At 64.9% G+C, this 23,343-nt stretch carries 21 protein-coding genes; 9 read left to right on the top strand and 12 right to left on the bottom strand.

All coding sequences use genetic code 11. From position 1 onward, the window contains the following. Positions 1 to 11: 11 nt before the first annotated feature. Positions 12 to 1,748 (bottom strand): amidohydrolase, encoded by a 1,737-nt coding sequence (locus tag FW760_RS02060; protein ID WP_116053751.1) that lies wholly within the window; start codon positions 1,746 to 1,748, stop codon positions 12 to 14. 93 nt (positions 1,749 to 1,841) lie between these two features. Then, complete coding sequence (locus FW760_RS02055; protein WP_116053748.1) at positions 1,842 to 3,425, bottom strand: amidohydrolase; 1,584 nt, start codon at positions 3,423 to 3,425, stop codon at positions 1,842 to 1,844. Positions 3,426 to 3,573: 148 nt separating this feature from the next. Here FW760_RS02055 and FW760_RS02050 point away from each other — a divergent pair, with 148 nt between their 5' ends. After that, positions 3,574 to 4,476 (top strand): LysR substrate-binding domain-containing protein, encoded by a 903-nt coding sequence (locus tag FW760_RS02050; RefSeq protein ID WP_058540305.1) that lies wholly within the window; start codon positions 3,574 to 3,576, stop codon positions 4,474 to 4,476. A gap of 39 nt (positions 4,477 to 4,515) precedes the next feature. Here the strand turns inward: FW760_RS02050 and FW760_RS02045 are convergent, their stop codons facing one another. From FW760_RS02045 to FW760_RS02015, 7 genes are all read right to left on the bottom strand, one after another. Then, positions 4,516 to 4,845: a hypothetical protein gene (locus FW760_RS02045; protein ID WP_054914373.1), complete on the bottom strand. Its 330-nt coding sequence runs from the start codon at positions 4,843 to 4,845 to the stop codon at positions 4,516 to 4,518. A gap of 26 nt (positions 4,846 to 4,871) precedes the next feature. After that, positions 4,872 to 6,230, bottom strand: coding sequence for a dihydroorotase (locus FW760_RS02040; RefSeq protein WP_116053745.1), 1,359 nt, complete (start codon positions 6,228 to 6,230; stop codon positions 4,872 to 4,874). Beyond that, on the bottom strand, positions 6,227 to 7,483 hold the full coding sequence (locus tag FW760_RS02035) for a Zn-dependent hydrolase (RefSeq protein ID WP_116053743.1): 1,257 nt from the start codon (positions 7,481 to 7,483) through the stop codon (positions 6,227 to 6,229). Before FW760_RS02035 ends, FW760_RS02040 begins: the two co-directional genes overlap by 4 nt. Continuing rightward, positions 7,480 to 8,415 carry a dihydroorotate dehydrogenase gene (locus FW760_RS02030; protein WP_043864015.1) on the bottom strand — a complete coding sequence of 312 codons (936 nt, stop codon included), beginning with the start codon at positions 8,413 to 8,415 and terminating at the stop codon, positions 7,480 to 7,482. The genes FW760_RS02035 and FW760_RS02030 overlap by 4 nt, the downstream gene beginning before the upstream one ends. After that, positions 8,415 to 9,245, bottom strand: coding sequence for a dihydroorotate dehydrogenase electron transfer subunit (locus tag FW760_RS02025; RefSeq protein WP_043864016.1), 831 nt, complete (start codon positions 9,243 to 9,245; stop codon positions 8,415 to 8,417). The genes FW760_RS02030 and FW760_RS02025 overlap by 1 nt, the downstream gene beginning before the upstream one ends. Before the next feature lie 186 nt (positions 9,246 to 9,431). Continuing rightward, positions 9,432 to 10,667 carry an MFS transporter gene (locus FW760_RS02020; RefSeq protein WP_116053740.1) on the bottom strand — a complete coding sequence of 412 codons (1,236 nt, stop codon included), beginning with the start codon at positions 10,665 to 10,667 and terminating at the stop codon, positions 9,432 to 9,434. Positions 10,668 to 10,829: 162 nt separating this feature from the next. Continuing rightward, positions 10,830 to 11,684, bottom strand: coding sequence for a hypothetical protein (locus FW760_RS02015; RefSeq protein ID WP_052504312.1), 855 nt, complete (start codon positions 11,682 to 11,684; stop codon positions 10,830 to 10,832). 218 nt (positions 11,685 to 11,902) lie between these two features. On the opposite strand from FW760_RS02015, the gene FW760_RS02010 reads away from it, so the two are divergent. Then, complete coding sequence (locus FW760_RS02010) at positions 11,903 to 12,778, top strand: helix-turn-helix domain-containing protein (RefSeq protein WP_052504313.1); 876 nt, start codon at positions 11,903 to 11,905, stop codon at positions 12,776 to 12,778. A 45-nt stretch (positions 12,779 to 12,823) separates the two neighbouring features. Here the strand turns inward: FW760_RS02010 and FW760_RS02005 are convergent, their stop codons facing one another. Next, positions 12,824 to 13,042: a hypothetical protein gene (locus tag FW760_RS02005; RefSeq protein WP_043864019.1), complete on the bottom strand. Its 219-nt coding sequence runs from the start codon at positions 13,040 to 13,042 to the stop codon at positions 12,824 to 12,826. Positions 13,043 to 13,123: 81 nt separating this feature from the next. Next, positions 13,124 to 13,909, bottom strand: coding sequence for a PhzF family phenazine biosynthesis protein (locus FW760_RS02000; RefSeq protein ID WP_116053738.1), 786 nt, complete (start codon positions 13,907 to 13,909; stop codon positions 13,124 to 13,126). A gap of 220 nt (positions 13,910 to 14,129) precedes the next feature. On the opposite strand from FW760_RS02000, the gene FW760_RS01995 reads away from it, so the two are divergent. The 7 genes from FW760_RS01995 to FW760_RS01965 all read left to right on the top strand — a co-directional run bounded on the left by FW760_RS01995 (position 14,130) and on the right by FW760_RS01965 (position 22,535). Then, entirely contained in the window at positions 14,130 to 15,989 is a 1,860-nt protein-coding gene (locus tag FW760_RS01995) for an ABC transporter ATP-binding protein (RefSeq protein WP_054914368.1), read from the top strand. Positions 15,990 to 16,135: 146 nt separating this feature from the next. After that, positions 16,136 to 16,966, top strand: coding sequence for an alpha/beta fold hydrolase (locus FW760_RS01990; RefSeq protein ID WP_116053735.1), 831 nt, complete (start codon positions 16,136 to 16,138; stop codon positions 16,964 to 16,966). 92 nt (positions 16,967 to 17,058) lie between these two features. Next, positions 17,059 to 17,589 carry a cupin gene (locus tag FW760_RS01985; RefSeq protein WP_078481125.1) on the top strand — a complete coding sequence of 177 codons (531 nt, stop codon included), beginning with the start codon at positions 17,059 to 17,061 and terminating at the stop codon, positions 17,587 to 17,589. Between the two features lie 136 nt (positions 17,590 to 17,725). Continuing rightward, complete coding sequence (locus tag FW760_RS01980; RefSeq protein ID WP_116053732.1) at positions 17,726 to 18,277, top strand: dihydrofolate reductase family protein; 552 nt, start codon at positions 17,726 to 17,728, stop codon at positions 18,275 to 18,277. Between the two features lie 94 nt (positions 18,278 to 18,371). Next, positions 18,372 to 18,869 (top strand): RNA polymerase sigma factor, encoded by a 498-nt coding sequence (locus FW760_RS01975; RefSeq protein ID WP_043864025.1) that lies wholly within the window; start codon positions 18,372 to 18,374, stop codon positions 18,867 to 18,869. A 54-nt stretch (positions 18,870 to 18,923) separates the two neighbouring features. Then, positions 18,924 to 19,904, top strand: a complete 981-nt coding sequence (locus FW760_RS01970; RefSeq protein ID WP_054914364.1) for a FecR family protein — start codon at positions 18,924 to 18,926, stop codon at positions 19,902 to 19,904. Positions 19,905 to 20,030: 126 nt separating this feature from the next. Continuing rightward, positions 20,031 to 22,535 carry a TonB-dependent siderophore receptor gene (locus tag FW760_RS01965; protein ID WP_148071545.1) on the top strand — a complete coding sequence of 835 codons (2,505 nt, stop codon included), beginning with the start codon at positions 20,031 to 20,033 and terminating at the stop codon, positions 22,533 to 22,535. 18 nt (positions 22,536 to 22,553) lie between these two features. Here FW760_RS01965 and FW760_RS01960 read toward each other — a convergent pair whose 3' ends face one another. Then, positions 22,554 to 23,279 (bottom strand): SDR family oxidoreductase, encoded by a 726-nt coding sequence (locus tag FW760_RS01960; protein ID WP_043864027.1) that lies wholly within the window; start codon positions 23,277 to 23,279, stop codon positions 22,554 to 22,556. Positions 23,280 to 23,343: the final 64 nt, after the last annotated feature.

The following is a 23,343-nucleotide window of genomic DNA, read 5'->3' as shown; positions in this document are numbered from 1 at the left end:
AACGGCCCGCCTCAGAAGTTGGGGAGTTCACGGCGCCAGGTGGCCGCGTGGATGCCGGCATCGAACTCGCCGTTGCGGTCCCAGGTGATTTCACCTTCGAGCACGGTGATCTGCACCTGGGTGTTGTGGATGTTGCCCTTGGGCTCCACCTCGAACAGGTTGCGATCGAGCACGATCAGGTCGGCGGACTTGCCCGTCTCGATGGAGCCGGCCTTGTCCTCGATACCCATGCACCACGCCCCGTTGATGGTCATCACGCGCATGGCCTGCTCCAGGCTGATGGGCGAGCCGTAGAAACTGCCCTGCTCCTCGCCGAACGGGTTCTGCCGGGTGACCATGGCCTCGAAGCCGATCCAGGGGTTGATGCTGGACACCGGCCAGTCGGTGCCCATCACCGCGACGCCGCCATGCTCGAACACGCCCTTGAAGTTGTAGGCGCGCTGCATGCGGTCCTCGCCGAACACGGCGCGGGCGTTGGCGAACGATGAAGGGAACCAGCCCACCGGGGAGAACTCGGCGGTGACGTTGAGCGCGGCAAAACGCGGCAGGTTGGCATCCAGCAAGGTGGTGCTGTGCGCGCACTGGTGGCGCACGCCGTCGGGCCCGTTCTTGGCCCGCGCCATGGCCACGGCATCGAGGAACAGGTCGGAGGCGCCGTCACCGGTGCAATGGGCGATGACCCGGATACCCCGGCGGTCCATGTCCACCACCATGTCGGTGATGTGCTCGGGGGTCAGGTTGAGGTGGCCGCGCCAGCGCTCCTCCCCCGGCCATGCGCTGGACAGGTACGACGAGCGCGATTCGTGGGTGCCGTCGAAGTGGAACTTGACCGCATTGGCGTTGAGCCGTGCGCTGCGATAGAAGTGACGCTCACCCGCCAGCAGCTCCCAGCGACGCTTGACCGGGAAGATGTCGTCCTGCCAGCTGATCGCGGCCTCCACGCGCACCGACAGCTCGCCCGCCTGGTCGATGGCCTTGAGCGCATTGAGACGGTGCTCGCACACGTGCACATACTTGGTGCCCACCACCCCATGACCGCTCTGGAACCACACCCCTTCGCGATAGGCACGCTTCAGGGCGTGTTGCGGCGTGGGCGGCATGGCGGCGTGCATCAGTGCATAGGCACCGTCCACCAGGATGCCGGTCGGCTCGCCGGTGACGCTGTCGCGCTCGATGTAGCCGTGGCGCGGGTCGATGGTGTCGGCGTCGATCCCGGCGATCTCGAGCGCCCTGGAGTTGACCATCATGCAGCCCCAGGAGCGATCCAGGATCGCCACCGGGCGGTCCGGCAGCACGCTGTCCAGCCATTGGCGCGACGGCACCAGCCCGGCCTGCTTGAAGGTGTAGCGCACGAAGTACTGCCCATACACCCAGCCGTCGCCCGGGTGCTCGGCCGCATAGTCGAGAATGGCCTGGCGCACCTGCTCCGGGGTCGGATCGCTGACGCCGACTTCGAGGTAGCCGGAGTAACCGGGCGCAAGCTTGAGGTCCGGGTGGGTGTGCATGTCGTAGATACCCGGCATCACGAAACGGCCGTCCAGGTCCACCACCTGGGTGCGCGGGCCGACGAACGCCTTCGCCTCGTCGTTGCTGCCCACCGCGACGAAGCTGCCATTGCGAATGGCCACGGCTTCGGCCCAGGGGGCAGACTCATCGACCGTATAGATGCGGCCATTCAGAAACACCAGGTCGGCGGCGCCTTGGGGGCCGGGCACATGGCTGGAGCGGTAATCGGTCATCGCACTCATCGCAGGGAACACCTTTGCATGGCACCGCCGCGCGGCACCAGTCCAAGAAAACCAGGTTGGGTAAAAGGCGCCGCAGGCGCCGTCGCCGGTCGGCTATTCGTCGTCCCGGGCCGGAATCCACCACTCCTCGCCACGGGCGGTGCGGATGTATTCGGGCCAGCGGAAGTCATGCGGGACCTTGAAGTCCCGGGGCAGCAGCGGCGCCTGCCAGCGTGTGCCGCCAATGCCGCCGCCGGTACGCTCGGTGAATTCCTGGCGGGCGGCGGCCAGCAGCTCGGGCCGCGTGAGCAGGTCGATCAGGGTGGCACCGATGGTCTTGGCCGCCACCTGGATCATCGGGTCGATGGTCTGGCGGATGCCGCCCAGGGCATTGGGCACCCAGTCCGGGTAGGTGTAGCCAGGCGGTGCCGAGAGCATCGGGCGGGCCACCAGCAGGCGCACGGTCGGGCAATGCCAGGTGTATTCGGGGTAGTCGTCCGAGGTCAGGTGCTTTTGCCAGGCGGGCATCTGCTGGCGCAGCAGGCGCTCGCACTCCTGTGGGTCGATCAGGGTTTCGGTTTCGGGCAGAAACGGCCGGGCCATGGGTTCGAGCCCCAGGTTGCCCTGGATCTGCTGCGCGATGGCGATGGCCTCGTCGTCCCAGGTGGGGGCGCCGATGGCCTGCAGGTTGTCGTAGGTGGCCTGCGCCAGCACATGGTTGGGCAGCCCGCCACGGGACTTGCACACCCAGGTCTTGTTCCACTGGCAGCCGGTGGCCAGGGCGGCGGCGGCGGCGTTGTTGTCCATCACCTGGGAGATGGCCTCGGCCTGCTCGAGCGAGTCGCAGCGCGACAGGTACTGGATCTGCGCGATGTGCGGCGGCAGGTTGTCGGCTGTGGCCTGGCCGGCGGTGAGGATCGCCTCGTTGTAGCTCCACAGCCCGGTGAACGGCAACGTGGAGCGGCGCATGCTCTCGTTCAGGGTATAGAAGTGCACCAGCGCGTCGTTGGCCCCAGGCGCCCTGGCGGCCAGGTGGTTCTGCGGAATCGGGCTGTACTTGTCCGCTGCGATCCAGTCCTGGGGCGAATCGCAGGTGAAGGTATAGATGTAGGCGTAGGCGATGCCGCAGTGCGTATCCCAGGTAGTGGTGTTGTTCAGCGGCAGCATGTACGTGGGGTGGAAGCTGATGGCCGCGTCCAGGTCATCGTAATAGCCCTTGGCCGCGTGCACCGGCTTGGAGGCGCGCAGCTTTTCCGCCGGCTCGCCGAAGAATTTCAGCGTGCCCGCGATGCCATGTTCGAGCATGGCGGCCTTGGCGGCCAGCAGGCCACCCAGGGCACTGATGCCCAGCGCCGAATGAGGGTCGGTATGCCCCGGGGCGAAACGCGACAGCCCTTCGCGCGGCTGGCGCCGGGTGGTCGCCGCCTGGTTGTTGCCCGGCACCGCGTCGTACTCCGCGTAGGTCGCCAGCACAGGGCCGTCGCCGTTGCGAAACGTGGCGCAGAAGGCGGTAGGCATGCCGCCGCTGCCCTCCTCCACCTCGAACCCTTGCCTGCGCAGCAGCTCGACGTACCAGGCGCAGGACTTGTACTCGCGAAAGGCCGGCTCGGCATAGTGCCAGATCACCTGGTGCCAGTCGGACAGGGTCGTTTGCTGTTGGTCCACCCAGTTCTGGGCAAAGGCCTTGGGCTCGATCATGCAGGGCATTCCTTATTGGTATGTGACCCCGCTGAGCGGCTCGGACCCGCAGGGCCTGCCTAGTATTGTTGAACCAGAAAATACGACAATCGATTTATTTCGCCATTAATGTTTATATTTGCTCAACAATAAGTCAGTGGAGCGCCCCATGCGTCTACCCTCGATGCCCGCGTTACGTGCCCTGGAAGCGGTTGCCCGGTTGGGCAGCGTGACTGCCGCGGCGCTTGAGCTCAACCTCACCCGCAGCGCCATCAGCCATCAGATCACGGGCATGGAGGACACCCTCGGCTTTGCCCTGACCGAGCGCCAGGGCCGGGGTATCTCGCTGACGTTTCGCGGCGAACGCTACGCCCGGGAGATCCAGCGCCTGCTGGCCAACCTGGAGGATGCAGGCCGGCGGGTCGATGACCAGGAGGTGTATGGCAAGTTGACCATCAGTTGCAGCTCGGGGTTTTCCACCTACTGGCTGTGCCACCACATCGGCGGCTTCGTGAAGGAATACCCCCAGGTCCAGTTGCACATGGTCACACCGACCACGGCGGATGACGTGAGCAACCACAACGCCGACCTGTTCATCTCCTACGGTATCGGCGACTGGCCTGGCATGCAGGTGGAACAGATAGCGGCGCTGAACTACTTTCCGGTCTGCAGCCCGCGGCTGATCAACGCCCTGGGCGGGCTCAAGACCCCGCAGGACCTGGCCGCGTTCCCATTGCTGCACATGAGCGACTACAGCGACTGGCGGGTGTGGCAGGCGGCGGCGAACACCCCGGAGCTGAACGTGGCCACGGGCATCCTGTTTTCCGATGCACATTGCGCACAGGCGGCGTGCATCGCGGCCCAGGGCGTTGCCATGGGCGACAACCTGCTGTGTGGCGACTCCATGGCCAAGGGGCTGCTGGTGCGCCCCTTCGATATCGTCATCCACTCGCACCGCGGCTACTACCTGGTCACCGACCTGCAGAAGTGCGAGCGGCCCGCCGTGCGGGCCTTTACCAACTGGATCAAGAACCAGCTGCAGGCTTCGAGGCAGTCCTGGACGGCGCTCTAGGCCGTTGGCTCCGGCCTGCTGGCGCCGCCAGCCGCCGCCCTAGAAAATCCGCTCGCTCCTGGCGTAATGGGTCACCACCTCGATCAGTGCCTGGTGCGCAATCGCGTGATCGCACGTCGCCAGGGCCGCCTGCAGGCTGTTCATGTACTCGAGCAGCTGGCGCTGGTTGCGCAGGGCGAAGTCGTGCTCCAGCCCCTGATCCTCGTAGATGAGCACGTAGCTGCGGCAAAAGCCCGCGACCAGAAAGGCCGCGCCGGCCTGGAACGGCTGGTCACGGATGATGGCCTCACAGTCGGCGTTGGCCTGCTTGAACGAGTCGGTGCCCGGCAGCGCGGCGGCGAAGCGTTGCACCATTTCATGAAAATTCATCGTTGTTCATACCTCTTGTTGCGCCACTAGGCAGGCGTGGCGCGGTTGAAGGAAAGTCGTTGCCCACGGACTGCACTGTTCACCGTGGCGCCGTCCCACACCCGTTCGCCATTGACGAACGTGGCGACGATGCTCGATGAGAACTCGGTACCGGCAAACGGCGTCCAGCCGCATTTGGACAGCACCTGGTCATTGCTCACCCGGTGCGGGCGCTGCGGGTCGACGAGCACCAGGTCGGCGGCGTAGCCCTCGCGCAGGTAGCCCCGGCCACTGACCTGGAACAGCTGCGCCGGTGCGTGGCTGACCACCTCGACCAGGCGCTCCAGGCTCAGCTCCCCGCAGAAGACGCGCTCCAGGGCGGCCTGCAGCGCGTACTGCACCAACGGAATGCCTGACGGCGCCTTGGCGTAAGTGCTGCGCTTTTCTTCGAGCAGGTGCGGGGCATGGTCGGTCGCCAGCACGTCGAGCCGACCTTCGGCCAGCGCCTTGACGATGGCGTCGCGGTCGCTGGCCGACTTGATCGCCGGGTTGCACTTGATCAGAAAGCCCAGCCGCTCGTAGTCGTGATCGGTGAAGTGCAGAAAGTGCACGCAGGTTTCGGCGGTGATGCGCTTGCCGCTGAGGGGGCCGGGCTCGAACAGCTGCAGCTCTTCTGCCGTGGAGATGTGCAGCACATGCAGGCGCGTGCCGTGCTTGCGCGCCAGCTCGATGGCCAGCCGAGTGGACCTGATGCACGCCTGGCGCGAACGGATCAGCGGGTGCTCGCGAGCCGGAATGTCCTCGCCAAAGCGCGCCCTGGCCTTTTCCAGCTCGGCATTGATCATGGGCGTGTCTTCGCAATGGGTGATGATCGGCACCGGCGAAACCCGGAAGATCTCGTTCAATACCTCGGGGTCGTCCACCAGCATGTTGCCGGTCGAGGCCCCCATGAACACCTTCAGCCCTGGCGTGCTGGCCGGGTCGATGGCGCGAATGGCGGCCAGGTTGTCGTTGCTTGCCCCCATGTAGAAGGCGTAGTTGACCGCGCTCGATGCGGCGGCGATGGCGTACTTGGCTTCAAGGCTGGCCCGATCGAGCGCGGGCGGGTTGGTGTTGGGCATCTCCATGAAACTGGTGATGCCGCCCGCTGCACAGGCCCGCGACTCGCTGGCGATGTCTGCCTTGTGGGTCAGGCCGGGCTCCCTGAAGTGCACCTGATCGTCGATCATTCCCGGCATCAGCCACAGGCCGTGCGCCTCGATCACGCCCTCCCCGGCAAGCGGCTGCAGGGCCTGCCCGATACAGTCGATGCGGCCCTCGCGCAGCCGCACATCGGCCGCCCAGGTGCGGCCTTCGTTGACCAGGGTCGCGTTGCGGATCAGCCAGGCATTGCTGGGTACGCTCATGGTGTCAGCTCCAGTGTCGTGTGATAGAGCACCTCGGTGGCCACCAGAAAGTCGTCCAGGGCCATGGCCTCGTGGGGGTTGTGCGAGCCGTGCTGGTTGCGGATGAACAGCATGGCGCTGGGGATGCCGACGTTGGCGAAAACCGCAGCGTCATGGCCGGCCCCGCTGGGGGTGAGCACGCCCTGCCAGCCTTGTTGGCGGGCCTGGCGCACCAGCGCCTCGACCCAGGGGGCGTGCATGGCCGCCGGGGCCGTGTCGATACGCAGGTCGAACTCGAAGCGAACCTGGCGGGCCTGCTCGATGGCCTTTGCCTCGTGCAGCGCAACCGCGTGAAAGGCCTCGAGCGTGCCCATGTCGAGGCTGCGCATCTCGAGGCTGAAGCTGACCTCGCCGGGAATACGCGAGACGGCATGGTGCGCCGCGTTGGTCCCCAGTGTGCCGACGGTAACCACCAGGTCTCGCCCGGCGGCGAGGTACTCGCGCCAGCATTGGTCGATGCGGGCCACCAGCTCGCTCACGGCAAACACGGCGTCGTGGCGGTCCTCCCGAGCCACGGCGCCCGAATGGCCATCTTCGCCCAGGCAGCGAACCTGGTTATGGCGCAGGTTGCCGCGGATGCCGGGCACGATCCCCACGGCCTGCCCCATGCGCTCCAGCGACTGCGCCTGCTCGATATGCACTTCCAGATAGCCGGCAAACTGGGTGCGATCGACCAGCCACTGCCGACGGCCAATCGCTGCCAGGTCGGCGCCCACGGCCTGCATGGCCTGGCCCAGGGTGCGCTGGCTGAAGCGGTTGGTCAGCTGCAGGTCGTGCTCGCTCAACCCGCCGACCAGCGCACGCGAACCGATGTACGACTTGCCGTACCAGGCGCTCTCCTCGCCACGCAGCCCGATGACCCGCACCGGCTGCGCCGTGGCCACGCCCTCGCGGTCGAGCCGGCACAGGCACAGCAGGCCCGCCACAACGCCGGCCAGGCCGTCGTAGTTGCCGCCCTGGGGCACCGAGTCCAGGTGCGAGCCGTACCACAGTGCGGGCTGGCCATTGTCGCTCTTGCGCGTGAAGATCACGTTGCCCGCACGGTCGGTTGCCACCTCCAGCCCCTGGGTCAAGGCGAAGTCGCTCAGGCAGGCGATGGCGTCACTCTCGCCGGGGCCGTAGCTTTCGCGGGTGATCCCCTCCTGGGCATCGCGTGACAAGGCGGCGATGGTGTCGAACAGTCTGGCGGCCTGTTCAGACCATTGCGCGATCATGGCAAGGCTCCAAACGGCTCGGCGGGCAAATCGTCGAGGGCGCCGATCAGGGTGCTGATCGAGGCAACGCCCTTGCGCCGGCAGTAGGCCTCCAGTTCAGACACCATGGTGTTCATGGTTTTCGGGTGCAGGAAGGTGGCCGTGCCCACTTGCACCGCCGAGGCGCCGGCATAGATGAACTCCAGCGCATCGTCGGCCGTGGCAATGCCACCGCAGCCAATCACCGGAATTTCCAGCGCCTGGGCGCATTGATAGGTCAGGCGCACCATCAGCGGGCGGATGGCGGCGCCGGATATGCCGCCCATGAAGTTGCCCAGCCGCGCGCGGCCTCGCTCGATGTCCACCGACAACCCGAGCAGCGTGTTGCCCACCACGACGGCATCGGCCCCGGCCTCCTGCGCAGCCAGGGCAACCGGCACCACCTCGCCGGCATTGGGAGTCAGCTTCACCCACAGCGGCAACGAGGTGACCTGGCGCATCAGCTCCACCACGTCGCGGGTACTTTCAGCCTGCATGCCGAACGACTGGCCATGCGCTTCCAGGTTGGGGCACGAGATATTGGCCTCGATGCCGGCCACGCCTGGCACATCGCTCAGCCGCGCCGCCAGGTCGGCAAAGCCCTGGGCCGTGGGCGCCGAAATGCTCACGATCAACGGCGCGTCGTAGTCGCGGTAGAACGGCACCACCTTGTCGATGAACAGCTGCGCGCCTTTGCTGGGAATGCCGATGGCATTCATCATCCCGTCATTCAGCTCGCAGACCCGCGGCATCGGGTTGCCGCTGCGCTTTTCGGTGGTGATGGTCTTGGTCACCAGTGCACCCAGCTGGTTGAAGTCCAGCAGGTGGGCAAGCTCTTCGGCAAAGGTGCCCGATGCCGGCATCACCGGGTTCTTCAGGCGCAACCCGCCGACCTGTACGCTCAGATTGATCATCACACCACCTCCGCCAGGTCGAATACAGGGCCTTCGAGGCATACCCGCTTGCCCACCCTGAGCCCGTCCACCTCGAACACCTCGACGCAGCACTGGCACATGCCCAGGCCGCACACCATCTGTTGCTCCAGCGCTACCTGGCCCACCAGGCCGAGCTCGGCGCTCAGCTTCTTCAGCAACTGGGTCAGCCGCCTGGAGCCACACGTGAACAGCGCATCGGTGCCTTCACGGGCGATGATCTGGCGCAGCAGCGGTTCGAGCCGTTCGGGCGAGCTGCTGCCATCCTCATCCAGCACCACCCGCACGTCGGCCCCCAGCGAGGCGAAGCGCTCGCGCGAAAGCAGGCTCTTCTCGCTGCGGGCACTCAGCACTGCGGTCAGGCGGATGCCCAGCCGATGCGCCGCTTCGGCCAGCGGCGCCAGGGTGGCCAGCCCCACACCCCGGGCCACGATGATCATGTGCTGCCACCCCGGCTGCAGGTCGAAGCCCTTGCCCAGCGGGCCAAGAATCTCCACGGTCTGCGCCTGGCCAAGCGTCTCCAGGCCATAGGTGCCCTTGCCGGTCACCTTGTACAGAAACTCCACCTGGCCCGTGGCCGGGTCGGCCTTGTAGGTGCTCATGGGGCGACGGAAGTACGGCTTGTGCTCGCCTTCACTCGGGCACAGCAGGTTGAAGAACTGCCCCGGCAACGACTGGCTGGCGGCGCCGTCGGCCTGTAGCACCAGGCGCTTGTATTCATCGTTGACCCATTGGTTGGAAATCACGACCGCCAAGGTGTCGTCTGGGGGAGTCAGGGCACTCGCCTGGCAGCAGCCGGAAATCACGTTCATTGAGGTGGCCTCGCATTTGTCTAATTTTTTATACAGCACGGTCAAAAGTAGATGCCGCCTCAGTGATGAAGCGGCAGATGAAGCGATGTTTCAGCGATTGCGTAAGCTGACTGTACTGCAGCTCGGTGTTTCTGTCTAATTTTTGATACGAATAAGCCAGGGCAAATTCATAACCATCCCGCCGGGCTAGGCCGGCTGCGGCTTCGGCACGTCATGGGCCTGGCAGGCGGGAAGCAGCAACACCGTCGCGAGCATCGCCACCCCATACAACGAGGCAAGCAGCATGATGGCCGCCGAGAACGAATAGTGCAGCGCTACGGCGCCCACCACCAGCGGCCCGAAGCCACCGGCGGCCCTGCCCACGTTGAACAGCACGTTCTGCGCCGTGGCACGGATCTGCGCGGGGTACAGATCGGAGATCAATGCGCCGTAGCCACCGATCATGCCGTTGACGAAGATGCCCATGATCGCGCCGGCAAACAGCATGACCGTGGGGTTGTCGAGGTTGGCATAGGCGATGACCATGAACGCTGCGCCGGCCTGATACAGCAGGAACATGCGCTTGCGTCCGAAACGGTCGGCCAGGTGCCCGAACAGCCAGATACCGAACGCCATGCCCAGCACCGTCACTGCGGTCCAGGTTCCGGAGGCCATCAGCGAGAAGCCGAACTTGTTCGACAGGTAGCTGGGCATCCAGATCATCAGCCCGTAGTAGCCGAAGTTCTGCACCGAGGTGAGCACCATCACCCCCAGGCTCGCCTTGCTGGTCGGCCGGTCCTTGAACAGGTCGGTGAAGCGCCGCGCGAAAGGCACCGGGTCGGCTGCGGCCTTCACGAATTCTGCCGGCTCGCTCATGGTATGGCGAACCACGAGCGAGACGAACGCCGGCAGCAACCCGACCAGGAACATGCCGCGCCAGCCGATGTAGGGCAGCAGCAATGGCGTGAGCAATGCAGCGGCGAGCACGCCGGCCTGCCACCCCATGCCCACATAGGAAGAAGCACGATTGCGCCGGTTGGCCGGCCAGGTTTCGGCGATCAGTGCCATGCCGATGCCGAACTCCCCGCCCAGGCCGAACCCGGCCAGGGTTCGATAGATCAGCAGGTCCCAGTAGCCCTGGGCGAATGCGCACAGCCCGGTGAATATCGAGAAGGTGAGGATGCACAGGGTCAGCATGCGTACCCGGCCATAGCGGTCGCTCAATTGGCCGAAGATCAGCCCCCCGGCCACGGCGCCCAGCAACGTCCATGTCACCAGCGAGCCAGCCTCCGAGGAACTCAGACCGAGACCGATGGTGATCGCCGGCAGCATGAACCCGAGAATCAGCAGGTCGAAACCGTCCATCGCATAGCCGGTCACGCTGGCTATCAGGGCCTTCTTGGGTGACGCGTCCTTCTTCGGACGCTTTTCGGAAGAAGCCATCTTGGTTTACCTCTTGTTTTTGTATGGTTTTTTAGACAGCTGACGCCTGAACCCGCCCAGGATCGCCGCCGGTCCGCCCGTGCAAGGCTTCACAAAGCGTACTGCCAGCCTGCGCGATTGTCTAAATATTTAGATTGCGGGCTCGCAAAAAAAAAGCCGCGCTCAGAAATGCCACTCCAGGTTGATCGACAAGGCGTCCACGTCGATCCCGTCGCCACGGCGGTTGCCGAACTTGTTGCGCCAGTACTCGTATCCGGGCCCGACCCATAGCGTGTTTCTTGCGCCGCCCAGCACAGCCCCTGCATCCAGCATCAGCGAGGTGCGCATCAGCTGTTCATCCGCCGTCGGGTTGCGCCGGTAGTCATCGCCCTTCTCGCCGCTGTAGCTGTAGAAGCCCTGGAACTTCATCGGCAGGCTGCCCAGCGCGAACGGTATGCCCCAGGTCAGGTTCAACTGGTAGAACGGGTCGAACGCCATGCGCGAATGGTTGCCCGGCTGCCGGCAACTGTCGAGCCCGCAGTGGTTCCATTCCCTGGCGTAGAACAGGCTGAGGTCGAGAAACCCTGCCGGCAGCGCGAACTTGAGGGTCGGGCCTATCAAAATCATGCGCTTTCGCGACTGGAACGCGTTGTTCTTGGTGTTCCAGTCCAGGCCCAGGGTCAGCGCGACGTCCTTCACCGGCCCGAAGGCCAGCGGCCGATCGAACACCCGTGCATGCTGCAACTGATTGCGGTAGGTCAGGTAGACCTCGGTGGCGCCGCTGCTGCTGTCCTTGCGCGGGTCATCGCGGTCGGACTTGAACACATCCACGTTGGCGAACTGCTGGCCCAGGGCGTAGCTGCTCACATGGGCAAGCTGGACAATGTGCTTGGCTATGTCCTGGCGCTTGCCCGGGTCCGAGAAATGGCTGCTGTAGCGATAGCCGATAAAGGTATCGCTGAAGGCTGGCGGCGGGCCAGCCATCACCATAGGGGTCATGAAAAGCGCGAACGCGGGCGCGCCGATGCGAGTCTTCATCAGGGAAGCTCCTATCAGGTGGGGGGTGGGGTTGTGGTATCAGGTGGCAGCGCAGGCGATGCCGCAGCAGGTGCAGGGTGGTGTGGACATGTGTCGGCCTTTTTTATATTTTTTGGACAAGCAACAGTTCATGTCTAAATATTGATACACTCGCGCCATGGCCTCGTCAAGCCGATCTGGTAGAACATGCCACCACGAAAAACGACAAGGATCCCCCAGTGAACCAGATTGATTACCAGGCAATCGGCGAGCGCCTCCGGGCCTTTCGCATCGGCCGCCAGCTCAACGCCGACCAGGTGGCCGACAAGCTCGGCATCTCGCGGGCTGCGGTGTACCGCCTGGAACTGGGCAAGATCGTCAAACTCGACACCCTGGAGCGCCTGGCCGACCTGCTGAAGGTGTCGCTGACCAGCCTGCTGGGTTCCGATACGGAGTACTTCGACAACGCCCTCGGCTACTTCGAGCGCATGCGCCAACTGGAGGCCCGTTCCAGCAGCGTCATCTCCTACTTCGACCCGTTTTCCTACCTGCTGACCACGCCCGAATACTCGGCGCTGTTTCAGACCATGCTCCACGAGGCTCGACCGCAGGGCTTCAGCCCGGCACAGGAAGCGATGGAGAGCCAGATTCTGAGCATTCTGGACGAGCGCAAATCCACCTTCTTTCGCGAAAAATTCCAGGTCAGGTCGATTGTCAGCCTGCGTCAGATCGAGCGTTACCTGCACATCGGCCTGGTAGGCCGCCTGGACCTGCCCCCCAGCGTGCGAATGGAGCGCGCCCTGCTGGCACGCAAGGAAATCGAGAACCTGATCTCCATCGTCGAGACCAACAGCGATCACCCGGGTATCTACCTGATCGACGAGGCACTGCCCAGCGCCACCTTCCAGATCTTCGAGCAGAAGACCACCAGCTACGTGGCGGTGAGCCCTTACCGGCTAGGGGAGCTGCCCAACCTGCATGTGGGCATTGCCAGCGTCACCTCCTCTGCCCAGGCCGTGGACATGTACAAGAACATGTCCAGCGACCTGCTCAGCCGCGCCTGTTCCGGGCGCGAAGCCACGAAAAAACTGCAGCACCTGCTCGCCAAGCTGTGACTGGCGCTGGCACGCCAAGGCACGCAGGGCCCGGCAGGGCCGCTTTCAGCCCTTCCTTTGCGCCTCGGCCAGGCGCCGCTGGATTTCGCGGGTCTTTTCTTCCTGCTCCTTGATGGACGTCGGCGTGATCACCTTGTCCACTGCCTCGGTATCCGGGTCCGGTTGTTCCAGCACCGGGTCGGGGGATGGCGTGCCCTTCTGCGCCTGGTCCGACGAGAGTGGCCGCGGGACCTTGTCGCCCTGCTTGGTATCGGTGGGTTTCATCGGGTTCTCCTTCAAGTGCGGGGTGTTACTAAGCAGAACCCGTGAGGTAGGAAAAGTTTGAAGTGATTTGGCCGGCCGGTCTCAGATGAAGATGGTGCCGCGCAGGTAGAGCGCCGCGTGACCGCTGATGATGACCCGGTCGTTGTCCAGGACTTCGCAGTGCAGTTGGCCCTTGCGCGCCCCGCCCTGCTCGGCACTCAGGCTGCGCTTGCCCAGGCGTTGGGCCCAGTAGGTCGCCAGCGAAGTGTGGGCCGAGCCGGTGACAGGGTCTTCGTTGACCCCCACTCGCGGCCCGAACCAGCGCGAGACGAAGTCCATGTGACGACCCGGCGCGGTCACGGCAACCCCGCGCACCTCGAATGCGGCCAGGGCGGCAAAGTCGGGGTCGAGCCCGGCGACGATGCTTTCATCCTCGACCACTACCAGGTAATCGTCCGTGCGATACAGCGCCTCGGCCTCTTGCAGCCCCAGGGCCTGCAGCAGGCCAGGCGGCAGGGCTACGGCTTCAGGCTGCTTGGCCGGAAAGTCCATGGCCAGGCGACCGCCTTCGCGGCGCACTCGCAATTCACCGCTGCGGGTGGAAAACCGCAGCGTGTCGCGGCATTCACCAAGCTGTTCGAACAGCACCCAGGCGGCGGCCAACGTGGCGTGCCCGCACAGATCGACCTCCACTGCGGGGGTAAACCAGCGCAGCTCGAACACCTCACCGTTGCGTACCCAATAGGCCGTCTCGGACACATTGTTCTCTGCTGCGATCCGTTGCAGCGTTGCATCAGGCAGCCAGGCGTCCAGCGGGCACACAGCCGCCGGGTTGCCGCCGAACGTCTCGGAAGAAAAAGCGTCCACCTGGAAAATATCGAGTTGCATCGGGCACCCAAGTAATGATCGTCTGGCCTAGAAAATATCAACCAGGCGTTGAATTATCAATTTATTGTTGAAATCCTGAAGCGGGAACCCGCGTTGGGTCGATTGCGGCTTTCTCTCAACCAGCGCAGCAAACCACCACCGCCTCTTCACTCCCCACAAATCCCGCAAGCCCGCCGTTCGATGTCAGAATTGCCCCCATTCGATCGTTTTGGAGACCACCATGCTTCGTGCATTTGAACGAAGGCTCGACCCTTTCCCTCCTGACGAGGTGCCCCCGCCGCCCGTGGGCCTGGCACGCTTTCTGTGGGCGTGCACGCGGGGTGCGCGCGGCTACATTCTGGCGTTCGCACTGCTCAGCGCTGCGGTGTCCATCTATGAAGCCTGGCTGTTTTCGTTCCTGGGCCAGGTCGTGGACCTGCTCTCCACCTGGCAGGCCGGGGGCGATGCGGCAGCGCAGGAACGCCGCGTGCTGTGGGGCATCGGCATCGTGATGCTGTGCAGCGTCGGGCTGGTGGCCCTGCGCACCATGGTTCAGCACCAGATACTGGCAATCAACCTGCCCTTGCGCCTGCGCTGGGACTTCCACCGCCTGATGCTGCGCCAGAGCCTGTCGTTCTTTTCCGACGAATTCTCCGGGCGCGTCACCACCAAGGTCATGCAGACCGCACTGGCGGTGCGCGACCTGCTGTTCACCCTGATCGAGATCGCCCCCGGCATCGGGGTGTACTTCATCGCGATCATCGCGCTGGCCGGCGGCTTCGCGCTCAAGCTCATGCTGCCCTTCGTTGCCTGGGTGGTGCTGTTCGGCCTGGCCATGCTGTACTTCGTGCCGCGCCTGGGCAAGGTCGGACAGGAGCAGGCCAACGCCCGCTCGATGATGACCGGGCGCATTTCCGACGCCTACACCAACATCACCACGGTGAAGCTGTTCTCCCACTCCAACCGCGAGGCGCACTTCGCCCGTGCGGCGATGGAAGACTTCAAGCAGACCGGCTTTCGCCAGATGCGCCTGGTCAGCCAGTTCGAGATCGTCAACCAGGCACTGGTGGTGGCCCTGATCATGGCCGCCGGCGGCTATGCCCTGTGGCTGTGGCACCAGGGCGAGGTCGGCGCAGGTGCCGTGGCGGCAATCACCGCCATGGCGCTGCGCATCAATGGCATGTCGCACTGGATCATGTGGCAGATGACCTCGCTGTTCGAGAACATCGGCACCGTGCAGGACGGCATGGCCACCCTGACCCGCGGCCCCAAGGTCAAGGATGCCCCGGACGCCAAGGTGCTGCAGACCCGCGGCGGCGCGGTCACCTTCGACAAGGTGAGCTTCAACTACAACGGCGAGCGCCAGGTGCTCGACGGCCTGAGCCTGAGCATTCGCCCGGGTGAAAAGATCGGCCTGGTGGGGCGCTCCGGCGCGGGCAAGTCCACGCTCATCAACCTGCTGCTGCGCTTCTATGACGTCGACAGCGGCCAGATCCGCATCGACGGGCAGGACATCGCCCATGTGACTCAAGACAGCCTGCGCAGCGCCATCGGCATGGTCACCCAGGACACCTCGCTGCTGCACCGTTCCATTCGCGACAACATCGCCTATGGCCGGCCCGACGCCACCGACGAACAGGTCCGCAGCGCAGCCGCCAGTGCCCAGGCCGACGGTTTCATCAGCCAGTTGAGCGACCAGCAAGGCCATAGCGGCTACGACACCCTGGTGGGCGAGCGCGGCATCAAGCTGTCGGGGGGCCAGCGCCAGCGCGTCGCGATCGCCCGAGTAATGCTCAAGAACGCCCCGATCCTGCTGCTGGACGAAGCCACCAGCGCACTGGACTCCGAGGTCGAAGTGGCCATCCAGGAAAGCCTCGACGAGATGATGCAGGGCAAGACCGTGATCGCCATCGCCCACCGTCTGTCCACCATTGCAGCCATGGACCGGCTGGTGGTGATGGATGACGGGCGCATCATCGAGCAGGGTACCCACGCCGAGTTGCTTGCCAGAAATGGCACCTATGCGCAGCTGTGGCATCACCAGAGTGGCGGGTTCCTGGGTGAGGATCAGGGGGTAGCACAGGCCATGCATCAGGACTGAGCCGTACAAGCCTGCAATGGTCCGTGGTCAACGGCTATCGCAGCGTCTGTGCAGGCCGTTCATCCGCTGATCTGCACTTTGTTCACCTGGTCATGATCACAACACGATACTGACCACGCCCTCCACTTCACTCGGGAGCCACGAACATGGGGTATGTCACTACGCGGGACGGTGTCGAGATCTTCTACAAGGACTGGGGCCCACGCGATGCCCCGGTGATCGTCTTTCACCACGGATGGCCACTCAGTGCCGACGACTGGGATGCGCAGATGCTGTTCTTCCTTGATCACGGCTACCGGGTCGTCGCACACGACCGCCGCGGCCACGGGCGCTCCAGCCAGGTGTGGGACGGGCACGACATGGATCACTATGCGGACGACGTTGCGGCCGTGGTCGACCATCTTGGCGTGCAGGGTGCAGCCCACGTGGGGCACTCCACCGGCGGCGGCGAGGTGATCCGCTACATCGTTCGCCATGGCCAGGAGCGTGTGTCGAAGGCTGTCCTCATCAGTGCCGTGCCACCGCTGATGGTCCAGACCCCGAACAATCCGGACGGCTTGCCCAGGTCGGTATTCGATGACTTGCAGGCGCAGCTCAAGGCCAACCGCGCACAGTTCTACCATGACCTGCCGTCGGGCCCGTTCTATGGCTACAACCGCCCAGGCGCAAACGCCAGCGAGGGCACCATCCTGAACTGGTGGCGCCAGGGCTTGATGGGCTGCGCCAAGGCACACCTTGACGGGATCGTGGCCTTCTCCCAGACCGACTTCACCGACGACCTCAAGCGCATCACGATTCCCGTCCTGGTGATGCACGGGGACGATGACCAGATCGTGCCCTATGCAAACTCAGGGCCGCGGTCAGCGAAGCTGTTGCAGAACGGCACCCTGAAAACCTATGCGGGCTTGCCGCATGGCATGCCGACCACCGACGCCGACACGATCAACGCCGATCTGCTCGCGTTCCTGCGAAGCTAGATGACCGGGGCAGGCATCCACCTGCCCCTTCCCTGTCACCACGCCGGGCTGGCAACCCGATGCCGCCCCGGCTTCATCGCCGAGGGTCGACCATGAACACTCGACACACACCTTCAACAGCCTCGCAGGTACTGAGGCTGCAACCCGACGACTGGGTGCCCAACAACACCCGGCTGCCGGTGCTGATCTACCCCCACGCGATTGCGCTGCATGGCAGTGATCCGGCGGCGCAAATCGAACGCACTTTCGAGGCCAATGGCTGGCCGGCGCAATGGCGCGATGGCATCTACGCCTACCACCACTACCACACCGAGGGCCACGAAGCGCTCGGCGTGGTGTGTGGCCAGGCAAGGCTGATGCTGGGCGGCCCGCGGGGCCGCGAAGTACAGGTGAGTGCAGGCGATGTGCTGTTGCTGCCCGCCGGCACGGGCCACTGCAAACTCGATTGCAGCCCGGGCTTTCTGGTGGTGGGGGCCTACCCGCCCGGGCAGCACGCAGACATCCGACGCGAAGCGCCAACCCAGGCCCAGCTTGCGTGTATCGCCAACCTGCCCTTTCCCGATCACGGCCCGGTGCAGGACCCGCAAGGGGCCTACCAGCAGCATTGGCTCAACCAGCGTTGAAGGGCAGCGTCTGGCTCCAGCAGGCCCAGGCCCTTTGGCTGATGACTGGTAACGAGCTGGCAACGCGGTATATTCGGTCGCCAACCAACCGCCCGTTTTCAAAGGCGTGCCTACAGCAACGAGGAATTCACGTTCAATGACAATCAAGTGCTCCGTATTCATCGCCGCGAGCATCGACGGCTTCATCGCGCGCCCCGACGGCGACATCGAGTGGCTGCACCGCCCCGACTATGAAACCGCTGAGCTCAACGGCGTGACCTACGAACAGTTCATCGCCGGCGTCGATGCCCTGGTGATGGGCCGCAAGACCCTGGACAAGGTGCTGTCCTTCCCCGAATGGCCGTATGCAGGCATCCCGGTCATCGTGCTGTCCAACCGGCCCGTGGACATGTCTGCGCACCCGCAGGCCAACGTCGAGGTGCTGGCAGGCGACGTGACCGACATCGTCGAGCAACTGGCAGCACGAGGGCTCAAGCACTTCTACATCGATGGCGGCCAGACCCTCCAGGCGTTTCTGCAGGCCGGGCTGATCGACGAATTGATCATCACGCGCATTCCGGTACTGCTTGGCCAGGGCATTGCGCTGTTCAGCCACGCAGGCAGCGAACGCCAGCTGCAGCATGTCGCCACCTGCGCGTCGGACAACGGTTTCGTGCAGAGCCACTACCGGTTGCTCCCGAACCGCTAGAGACGCTACCCCAGCGCCTCGGCCGCGTTGTTTTAAATGATATTAATTCCTGTTATCTTCCTGCGCTCCCTGACCCCCAGCTCGCAGGTGTTTCGTGTCAAGCGCAGACCTCAAGGCGTTGTACCTTGCCCACCGTGAAGAAATTCAGGACTACCTGAATCGTCAGGTGCGCTGCAAGGACACCGCCGCAGACCTGACTCAGGAAACCTTCATTCGCCTGTCCGAACAGCTGGGGCGCACACCCATCGACAACTTTCGCGCGTACCTGTTTCTGTGCGCGCGCAACCTGTTCATCGACTACCTGCGTCGCGAGCGCCACCGCAAGGGCGAGGTGGTCGAGCCCACCGAGCTGCAGGCGCTGGAGCAGAAGACCCCGAGCCTGGAACGCACGGTGATCGCCCAGGACCAGCTGGCCACGCTCAACCGCGTGATGCAGCGCATGCCCGAGCCTTGCCGCGAGGTGTTTCTGCTAGCGCGCGGCGAAGGCCTGACCTACGTGGAGATCGGTGAACGCCTGGGCATTTCGCCCAAGACCGCCTACAGCCGCATGGTGCGGGCACTGGAATTGCTCAAGCTGGGCATGTCCGAGTGAGAGTGGACTATCATGCGCCCCTGTACACCTCACCGCCGCACAGTGACCCGACCCATGGCTGAACCGCCCTTCCCCACGCCGGCCCCGGCCTCGCCCGACGAGCCCCAGGCCGACCCCATCTCGCAGCAGGCCTGCGCCTGGTTCGCGCTGATCTTCGAAGGCTCGGCCAGCCAGGCCGAGCACGAGCAATGGCTTGAGTGGATGCTGGCCGACCCGCGCCATGCCAAGGCCTACCTGGAACTCGAAGCGCTGTGGGCCCTGGCCGCCGAGCTGCCTGCCGTGCAGGCGCCGCCTGCCCCCAAGGCCCGCGGCGTCTCGCGGCGGCGCTTCATGCAGCTGGCCATGGCGGCGTGCACCGCCGCAGTCGCCACCGGCTCGGCCACCCTGTGGCTCAAGGGCGACGGCCTGTCGTTTGCCGACCTGCACACGCGCGTGGGTGAAACCCGCACCGAGCGCCTGCCCGATGGCAGCGTGATCGAACTGGCCGGCAACACCGCCCTGGACCTCGACTTTTCCGGCACCACGCGGCGCCTGCGCATGCTGCGTGGTCAGGCCTATTTCAAGGTGGCCGCCGATACCCGCCCGCTGCGCATCGACACCGAGGCCGGCACCGTGGTCAGCCACCAGGGTGCGTTTTGCCTGTCCTGCGACGCGGGCAGCGCCGACCTGGCCGTCAGTGAGCACAATGCCGGGGTGCAAATCCCCGGCCAGCAGGCACAGTTGGGCCAGGGCGAGGCCGTGACCTTCGGCGCCGCCGGGCTCGGCCCGGTGCAGCGCGCCGAACTGGACCAGGTGCTGGCCTGGCGCAACGGCAGCCTGGTGTTCTTCGACACGCCCCTGGCCAAGGTGGTCAATCACCTGCAGCGCTGGCGCGAGGGCCGCATCTTCATCGCCGACGAGCGCCTGGCGGCACGCCCGGTGAGCCTGATCCTCAATCGCCAGCACCCCGAGCAGATGCTCGATGTGCTGGCGCGCACCCTGCCGATCCGCCTGAGCCGCTACACCGACCTGGTGACCATCATCCGCCCTGCCTGACCCGCCGATGGCTGATTGAAAATTATTTGCAGTACCCATCAGACATTTGCACTCCTCGTGCGTCATCACCAGCAGATGAAACCCATTCGCAAACAGGCGAAGTCGTTCTGCCGAGGAGTCAAGGAAATGGCAACACCCCAGACGTTGTTCCCCCAGGGTTCGTGCTGGCGCATGTCGGCGCTGGGCGCCGCGATCAGTTGCGCGCTGCTGGCACAACCGGCCCAGGCCCAGGTGCCCGCGCCCGGTACAGGGGCGGTCAGCGTGCACACGGCATTCGATATCCCCGCCCAGCAACTGCGCCAGGCATTGCTGGTGTTCAGCCAGCAGACCGGGCAGAACGTGATGCTCGACGGCAACCTGGACGCCGGCCTGCGCAGCGCACCGGTCAAGGGCAGCTACTCCGCCGATCAGGCCCTGGCCCAACTGCTGGCCGGCAGCGGCTTCACCTTCGGGCGCAGTGACGCCTCGACCCTGTACCTGGTTCCGCTGCCAGACAGCGCCGGCAACAACATCGAACTGGGTGCCACCACCATCAACAGCGCCTGGAGCCTGGGCAGCACCACCGAGGGCAGCGGCTCCTACACCACCGGGCAGACCAGCACCGCCACGCGCCTGGACATGTCGCTGCGCAAGACCCCGCAGTCGATCAGCGTGATCACCCGCCAGCAGATGGACGACCAGGGCCTGAACAACCTGTCCGAGGTGATGCAGCAAACCCCGGGCATCACCGTCAACCGCGAGAACTCCGAAGGCTTCACCTTCTACTCGCGCGGCTTCGAGATCCAGAACTTCCAGTACGACGGCGTGCCCAGCCTGAGCACCGACGCCGGCAACCTGCGCGACAACTACAGCATCACCAACTCGGTGATCTACGACCGCGTCGAGGTGCTCAAGGGCGCCACCGGGCTGGTCAACGGCATCGGCTACCCATCGGGGGTGATCAACCTGGTGCGCAAGCGTCCCACTGCCCAGTTTCAGGGCCATGTGTCCGCCGGCGCAGGCTCATGGGATCACTACCGCACCGAGCTGGACGTGTCCGGACCGCTGCTCGACAGCGGCGCCCTGCGCGGGCGTTTCGTCGCGGCCCGTGAACAGCAGCACACCTTCATCGACTACCAGAAGCAGCAACAGGACATCTTCTACGGCGTGCTCGACGGCGACCTGTCTGACGCCACCGTGCTGAGCGTGGGCTACGAGTACCAGCAGAACGACAACGACGCGTCCTCCACCACCCACCTGCCGGCCTTCTACAAGAACGGCACGCCGGTGCGCTTCTCGCGCTCCACCAACCCGGCGGACAAGTGGGCCTACCGCAACCATCGCACCCAGCGCGCATTCGCCAGCATCGACCACCAGTTCGACAACGAGTGGTCGCTCAAGGCCACCGCCAGCTACCGCAACTATGCCTCGCGCGAGATCATCGCAGGCCTGGCCACCGCCCATGTCGACCCGAACGACAACAGCGTCGCCCACGGCTACTACCCGGGCGGTGCGGCCAAGTTCAACACCGATACCGACGAGAAGTCCTTCGATATCTACGCCAAGGGCCCGTTCTCGCTGCTGGGCAGAAGCCACGACCTGGTGGTGGGCTACACCTATGCCCACACCACCGCGCAATCGGACCGTACCGACGGCAGCACCGACGCCGTGGCACCCGATGCCTTCGACTGGAACAACAACGCCGCCTACCCCACCGACTGGGCCTGGTGGTCGACCTTCGATATCAAGACCACGCAGAAGGTCGGCTATGCTGCGGTCGTGCTCAAGCCCACCGACGCACTCAACCTGGTGCTGGGGGCGCGGGTCACCGACTACGCGTGGAGCCTGGACAGCATCAACGCGCTGCCGCGCAGCAGCCGCACCGCCACCCGCGACACCGGTGAAGTGATCCCCTATGCCGGCATCACCTACGACCTCGACGACCAGCACACCGTGTACGCCAGCTACACCGACATCTTCAAGCCGCAGCCCTACAACCGGGGTGCCGACAACAAGCCGCTGGACCCGCTCACCGGGCAAAGCTACGAAGTGGGAATCAAGGGCGAGTATTTCGACCGTCGCCTGAATGCCAGCCTGGCGCTGTTCGAGCTCAAGCAGGACAACCTGGCGCAGTCGACCGGCACCACCGGGGAGTTCGGCAATGAAGTGATGCGCGCCGTGCAGGGCGCCACCACCCGCGGTGTGGAGCTGGAAATGTCCGGCGAGATCCTGCCCGACTGGAACATCAACGCCGGCTACGTCTATCAGGCCTCCTACGACGCCGATCACCGGCGCGTGGCGACCAACCAGCCCCAGCACCTGCTCAAGGTCGCCACCAGCTACCGCCTGCCGGCCGAGCTGAACAAGCTCACCGTGGGCGGCAACTGGCAGTGGCAGAGCCGCACCTACTTCGTCGACGACACCTTCTACGACGACGTCAACGACGTGGCGCTGCCCAGCCACAAGTTCTTCCAGGACGCCTACGGCGTGGTCGGCCTGATGGCCGCGTATGACGTGAGCAAGCAACTGAAGGTGTCGGCCAACCTCAACAACCTGTTCGACAAGACGTACTACAGCGGCATCGGCAACTACTACTCGGTCTACTACGGCGACCCGCGCAACGTGATGTTCAACGTCAGGTACAGCTTCTGACGCGCAACGCGCACGCCATCAGGCCTGCTGGCGGGTCGCCGCCAGCACGATCTCGCGGATGCACACGCCCTGAGGCTGTTCGTAGGCGTAGCGGATCGCATTGGCCACATCGTCCGCCGACAGTACCACGCCGCCCATGCCGGCCTTCCAGTCCTGGTAGCCGGACTTGATCGCCTCATCGGTGGTGTGGCCGAGCAGCTCGGTTTCCACCGCACCCGGCGCGATGGTGATGACCCGCACGTTGTGCGCCGCCACTTCTTCGCGCAGGTTTTCCGAGATCGCGTGCACGGCAAACTTGGTGCCCACGTAGGCCACATGGTTGGGGAAGGTCTTGCGCCCGGCCACCGAGCCGACGTTGATCACCGTGCCGTGGTTGCGTTCGATCATGCCGCCCAGTACCGCGTGGATGCCGTTGAGCAGGCCCTTGACGTTCACATCCAGCATGCGCTCCCACTGCTCGGGGGCCTGGGTGGCGGTATCTCCCAGCAGCATCACCCCCGCATTGTTGACGATCGCATCGGCCGGGCCGTACTGCGCCTCGGCCTCCTTCACCGCAGCCAGCAGCGCCTCGCGGTCGGTGACGTCGACACCCTTGCACAGGGTGGCGGGCAAGCCCAGTGCGAGCAGGCGCTCCACGCGCCGGGCCAGCAGCAGCAGGGGGTGGCCCTGGGCAGAGAACAGGCGCGCGACGGCCTCGCCGATGCCCGAGCTGGCGCCGGTCACGATGATCAGGGGTTTGTTCATGAAAGTGCTTCCGTCATTGGTTTATCAGATGACGCAAAGCGTATAGTGCCGGCCACAGCAGATA

Source organism: Pseudomonas sp. 1176_21, from assembly GCF_052850635.1.
Note: the sequence above shows the minus strand (reverse complement) of the source record. Positions and strands in the feature narration are given on the sequence as shown.

What these genes read in the sequence shown, in the direction of transcription:
- FW760_RS02000 (WP_116053738.1), bottom strand. Translation starts at nt 13,909, where the DNA reads ATGCAACTCGATATTTTCCAGGTGGACGCTTTTTCTTCCGAGACGTTC.
- FW760_RS01980 (WP_116053732.1), top strand. Translation starts at nt 17,726, where the DNA reads ATGACAATCAAGTGCTCCGTATTCATCGCCGCGAGCATCGACGGCTTC.
- FW760_RS02040 (WP_116053745.1), bottom strand. Translation starts at nt 6,230, where the DNA reads ATGAGCGTACCCAGCAATGCCTGGCTGATCCGCAACGCGACCCTGGTC.
- FW760_RS01960 (WP_043864027.1), bottom strand. Translation starts at nt 23,279, where the DNA reads ATGAACAAACCCCTGATCATCGTGACCGGCGCCAGCTCGGGCATCGGC.
- FW760_RS02005 (WP_043864019.1), bottom strand. Translation starts at nt 13,042, where the DNA reads ATGAAACCCACCGATACCAAGCAGGGCGACAAGGTCCCGCGGCCACTC.
- FW760_RS02020 (WP_116053740.1), bottom strand. Translation starts at nt 10,667, where the DNA reads ATGGCTTCTTCCGAAAAGCGTCCGAAGAAGGACGCGTCACCCAAGAAG.
- FW760_RS02015 (WP_052504312.1), bottom strand. Translation starts at nt 11,684, where the DNA reads ATGAAGACTCGCATCGGCGCGCCCGCGTTCGCGCTTTTCATGACCCCT.
- FW760_RS01990 (WP_116053735.1), top strand. Translation starts at nt 16,136, where the DNA reads ATGGGGTATGTCACTACGCGGGACGGTGTCGAGATCTTCTACAAGGAC.
- FW760_RS02060 (WP_116053751.1), bottom strand. Translation starts at nt 1,748, where the DNA reads ATGAGTGCGATGACCGATTACCGCTCCAGCCATGTGCCCGGCCCCCAA.
- FW760_RS01995 (WP_054914368.1), top strand. Translation starts at nt 14,130, where the DNA reads ATGCTTCGTGCATTTGAACGAAGGCTCGACCCTTTCCCTCCTGACGAG.
- FW760_RS02030 (WP_043864015.1), bottom strand. Translation starts at nt 8,415, where the DNA reads ATGATCAATCTGAGCGTACAGGTCGGCGGGTTGCGCCTGAAGAACCCG.
- FW760_RS02025 (WP_043864016.1), bottom strand. Translation starts at nt 9,245, where the DNA reads ATGAACGTGATTTCCGGCTGCTGCCAGGCGAGTGCCCTGACTCCCCCA.
- FW760_RS02045 (WP_054914373.1), bottom strand. Translation starts at nt 4,845, where the DNA reads ATGAATTTTCATGAAATGGTGCAACGCTTCGCCGCCGCGCTGCCGGGC.
- FW760_RS02035 (WP_116053743.1), bottom strand. Translation starts at nt 7,483, where the DNA reads ATGATCGCGCAATGGTCTGAACAGGCCGCCAGACTGTTCGACACCATC.
- FW760_RS01965 (WP_148071545.1), top strand. Translation starts at nt 20,031, where the DNA reads ATGGCAACACCCCAGACGTTGTTCCCCCAGGGTTCGTGCTGGCGCATG.
- FW760_RS02055 (WP_116053748.1), bottom strand. Translation starts at nt 3,425, where the DNA reads ATGATCGAGCCCAAGGCCTTTGCCCAGAACTGGGTGGACCAACAGCAA.
- FW760_RS02050 (WP_058540305.1), top strand. Translation starts at nt 3,574, where the DNA reads ATGCGTCTACCCTCGATGCCCGCGTTACGTGCCCTGGAAGCGGTTGCC.
- FW760_RS01985 (WP_078481125.1), top strand. Translation starts at nt 17,059, where the DNA reads ATGAACACTCGACACACACCTTCAACAGCCTCGCAGGTACTGAGGCTG.
- FW760_RS01970 (WP_054914364.1), top strand. Translation starts at nt 18,924, where the DNA reads ATGGCTGAACCGCCCTTCCCCACGCCGGCCCCGGCCTCGCCCGACGAG.